The 3273-nt window shown below is 64.0% G+C and carries 4 protein-coding genes and 1 pseudogene; 2 read left to right on the top strand and 3 right to left on the bottom strand.

The window, feature by feature from the left end:
* Positions 1–17: 17 nt before the first annotated feature.
* Together EOA60_RS25250 and EOA60_RS25245 are read right to left on the bottom strand one after the other, a co-directional pair.
* Positions 18–491 (bottom strand): annotated as a pseudogene (locus EOA60_RS25250) (alpha/beta fold hydrolase); the annotation flags it as partial.
* An 81-nt stretch (positions 492–572) separates the two neighbouring features.
* Positions 573–806: a hypothetical protein gene (locus EOA60_RS25245; protein ID WP_095784272.1), complete on the bottom strand. Its 234-nt coding sequence runs from the start codon at positions 804–806 to the stop codon at positions 573–575.
* 174 nt (positions 807–980) lie between these two features.
* Here EOA60_RS25245 and EOA60_RS25240 point away from each other — a divergent pair, with 174 nt between their 5' ends.
* Entirely contained in the window at positions 981–1700 is a 720-nt protein-coding gene (locus tag EOA60_RS25240) for a Crp/Fnr family transcriptional regulator (RefSeq protein ID WP_066998395.1), read from the top strand.
* Between the two features lie 7 nt (positions 1701–1707).
* Here the strand turns inward: EOA60_RS25240 and EOA60_RS25235 are convergent, their stop codons facing one another.
* Complete coding sequence (locus tag EOA60_RS25235) at positions 1708–2010, bottom strand: DUF982 domain-containing protein (protein ID WP_095824503.1); 303 nt, start codon at positions 2008–2010, stop codon at positions 1708–1710.
* A gap of 671 nt (positions 2011–2681) precedes the next feature.
* Between EOA60_RS25235 and EOA60_RS25230 the strand changes: the two genes are divergently transcribed.
* Positions 2682–3026: a hypothetical protein gene (locus EOA60_RS25230; RefSeq protein ID WP_067322626.1), complete on the top strand. Its 345-nt coding sequence runs from the start codon at positions 2682–2684 to the stop codon at positions 3024–3026.
* Positions 3027–3273: the final 247 nt, after the last annotated feature.

The following is a 3273-nucleotide window of genomic DNA, read 5'->3' as shown; positions in this document are numbered from 1 at the left end:
GATCATGACCGCGGCCGCGGCTCGGCTTGCGCCAAGAGCGACCAGGGCCAATAGCCCAGCGCCAGCCGGGCGTCGGCCCTGTCCCAGACATCGGCGGTGGGTACGATGTCGAGCACGGCAAGCTTCTCGACGCGGTCCGGGTGGTCCAGCGCCAGGCGATACGCAACGCGTCCACCGCGATCGTGGCCGGCAACCATGAAGCGGCCAAAGCCGAGCTTCGTCATCAGCGCCGCGAGGTCGGCAGCCATGGCGCGCTTGGCGTAGGGCGCATGATCCGGATCGGATGGCGGACAGGAGCTTTTGCCGTAGCCGCGCAAGTCGGCGCAGACGACGCTAAAGCGGTCGATCAGCTTCGGCGCCACGTCGCGCCACATCAGATGCGTTTCGGGGAAGCCGTGCAGCAGGAGCAGCGCCGGGCCGCTGCCGGCAGTCCGGATGAATGTCCGTGCCGCGCCCGTATCGACTTCCGCGCTTTCGAAACCGCCGAACATGCTTTGTACTCCACAGGCGGAACGGCCGCGGGCGGGATGGTTGCTCGGGCCGCGGCTTCTCTCGGCTGGCGCCTTCCGTGGTCAGCTCCAGGCGGATTTGACTGTAAGGGACGCCTCGAATATCTGGCCTCTCTTGTCGGTGCGCATTTTGATGGTGATCTTGAGGTTATCACTGTTCGGCATCTCGTCGCGCGCGACATCCTGCAAGATCCTGAGCGCCTCCTTTCGCGCGTTTTCTGGTGAGGAGAAGAGCTGCCCCTCGCTGTCCATTTGCGTGTGCACGGTGTTATACAAATCGAAGTAGAAGCGTTCCATCCGCGAAAGCATCCGCCGCAACCTGGACGTTCAATCCCTGCGCGCGATCATGGTTCCAACGGACCGTCTTGGCCGGGGACTGCTTTGCCGGCGGCCGGCGGTGTGGTGGTCCGCTGCAACCCGGCCCGGCTCTGCAACGTTAGGCCCTTGCAAAATCACAACGGGCGGCCGCGCATGCTGGAACCCCTTTATCTGAACCTGGGTCAGCACGATGCTCTCTCCGAAAGCGAGAAGGCGTTGCTGGCCAGCGCCACATCGGTGGAGAAGTATTTCGTCGCTGGCGAGGATCTCGTCGCCGAAGGATCAAGGCCGACTTTCAGCACCCTCATCGTCGACGGGATTGCCGCGCGCTACAAGGTGCTGGAGGACGGCGGCCGGCAGTTCACTGCGCTCCATGTTGCCGGCGATTTCGTCGATCTGCACGCTTTTCTCCTGAAGACCATGGACCATGGCATCGTCGCGCTGTCGCCCTGCCATATCATCGCTGCGGAGCACAGCAAGTTGCGGGAAATCACCGAAAAGGCCCCGCATTTGACGAGGCTGCTCTGGTTGGACACGCTGGTGGACGGCGCCATCCACCGGGAATGGATCGTGGCCATGGGACGCCGCTCCAAGACCGCGCATCTGGCGCATCTGATATGCGAACTCTTCGTCAGGCTGCAGGCCGTGAAGAAGACGCGGGTCATGAGCTTCAATCTGCCGCTTTCGCAGGCCGAACTCGCCGATGTGCTCGGTCTCTCCGTCGTCCATATGAATCGGGTCATCGGCACGTTGCGCCGCATGAACGTCATCAACTGGACCAACCACCTGATCGACATCCTCGACTGGAACCGTCTGGTCGCCATTGCGGAATTCGACCCGACCTATCTCAGCATGAGGAACGAGCCAAGGTGAGAACGCGTCAGCGCGGCGGCCCTTGGTCGTCGCCAGACCACAGCGAGTCGAGCATCGAGAGTGCCGCGCTCGGGTCGGCCGTCCTCAGCAGGCCCTGCCGGGCGGCGGCCTGCTTGAAAGCGTCGAAGGCGACCGCCGGACGGCAGATGCCCGCCATGGCGTCGTCCACCAGCCGCGCCGCCGCCAAATAGTCGGGCGCTTCCTTGTTCTTCCAGGCTCCGTCCAAGGCCTTCCTTGCGTCGGCGATCGACGAAACCACCATTGAGCCGCCAGTGACGAAGCGGATGGTGAGCGGCAGGAATCTACTCATCCCCGGTCACCATCCTAGCCACTGTTGAGCCCGCCAGGCGAGGCCCGCGAAGGGCGCCGCGGTCACCGCCGCTGCCGCCAGAATGAAAAGATGATTGTTGGTCCGAAAGGGTCTCATCGTTGCCACCACATGTTTTTGGATCGTCATAACGAGGATGCCGCCGACCGGTTGCACGGGCAGGCGCTGAATAAGCGGCAAGCTAATTGCTCGCCGGCCGGCTGGGCGGCTGCGGGCGGTACGGCGGGCGCGGACGCGGCCTGAGCGGCACGCCGGCGCGCAAAGACTGGATCGGCCACGGACGCCGGGCACCCTGGCGCAGAAATGACCTGGACAGTGTGCCGATCAGATCTCGAATTTCCATGGGACTCTCCTCGTAGAGTCCCCCCGAACTGCGAGCGACTAGCACTCCGGCAGCATTCGCGCATTTAACTTTGATGTACGTGCGCCACGCCCTGCCGAGACCGCAGCCTCTACCGAAAGCCAACCTTTTCGGCCGGCATGCGTTGTCTCTCCGACAGCGTTGTCTCTCGAGAAGAGGATGACGAATGCCCCGGTGCCCCACCGCCACCCGGTGGCAAACACGGCGAGCGGGGCCAGAGTCGACGTCGGCCTGCCAAGGCGAACGGCTCTCCCCGATCGTCGGCGGTTGCCGAATCCATAAGGAGGATCCAATGAAGAAAGCACTTCTTGGCTTCGCCATTGTCCTGATGTCGGGCCAAATGTCGGGAACGACTGCCGCGGCCCAGACCCAGCTGGAGAATCCGCAGATCGAGGATTGCCAGGTCAAACCGGACGCCAGCGCGACCCCTAATCAGACCGGCGAGCAGCCGAAAGCGCAGGCCCCGAAAGCGCAGGCCAATGATCAGTCCAACAACCTGACCGCCAGCCTGGCGCCTTGCGACGGTGTGCTGAAGCCTCCGCCCACGGGCGACAAGAACGCTACCGCTCCGCCGGCCGACACCAGCCAGATGCCGGTGATCAAGCCGGGCGAGGTCCCGCCGCAGCCGTCGAAGTAGAACGCATGATCGGTCTGGCCGGAAACTTTTCCCGCGCGGGCGAGTTACTGACTGTGCAGTTCCCGGATACCCGAACTGCTTCCCACAATTGCCGCCCCGGTTCTCCCATCCGGGGCGGTTTTTTGCCGGCGGCGGGCCCGGCACGGCCTGCCTCGGTGCCTTATCTTCTCGGCTCCGAAGCACGGAACCATCGGGCCCGCGCCGAATTGTCCTCAGCGGGCCGCGTCAGCCGGACCTGATGGTAAAG

This window comes from Mesorhizobium sp. M1A.F.Ca.IN.020.06.1.1 (assembly GCF_004023265.1).
Lineage (GTDB): Bacteria > Pseudomonadota > Alphaproteobacteria > Rhizobiales > Rhizobiaceae > Mesorhizobium.
Note: the sequence above shows the minus strand (reverse complement) of the source record. Positions and strands in the feature narration are given on the sequence as shown.

Bases quoted from the DNA above. Each gene is read 5' to 3' on its own strand.
- EOA60_RS25245 (WP_095784272.1), bottom strand. From the start codon at position 806: ATGGAACGCTTCTACTTCGATTTGTATAACACCGTGCACACGCAAATG.
- EOA60_RS25240 (WP_066998395.1), top strand. From the start codon at position 981: ATGCTGGAACCCCTTTATCTGAACCTGGGTCAGCACGATGCTCTCTCC.
- EOA60_RS25235 (WP_095824503.1), bottom strand. From the start codon at position 2,010: ATGAGTAGATTCCTGCCGCTCACCATCCGCTTCGTCACTGGCGGCTCA.
- EOA60_RS25230 (WP_067322626.1), top strand. From the start codon at position 2,682: ATGAAGAAAGCACTTCTTGGCTTCGCCATTGTCCTGATGTCGGGCCAA.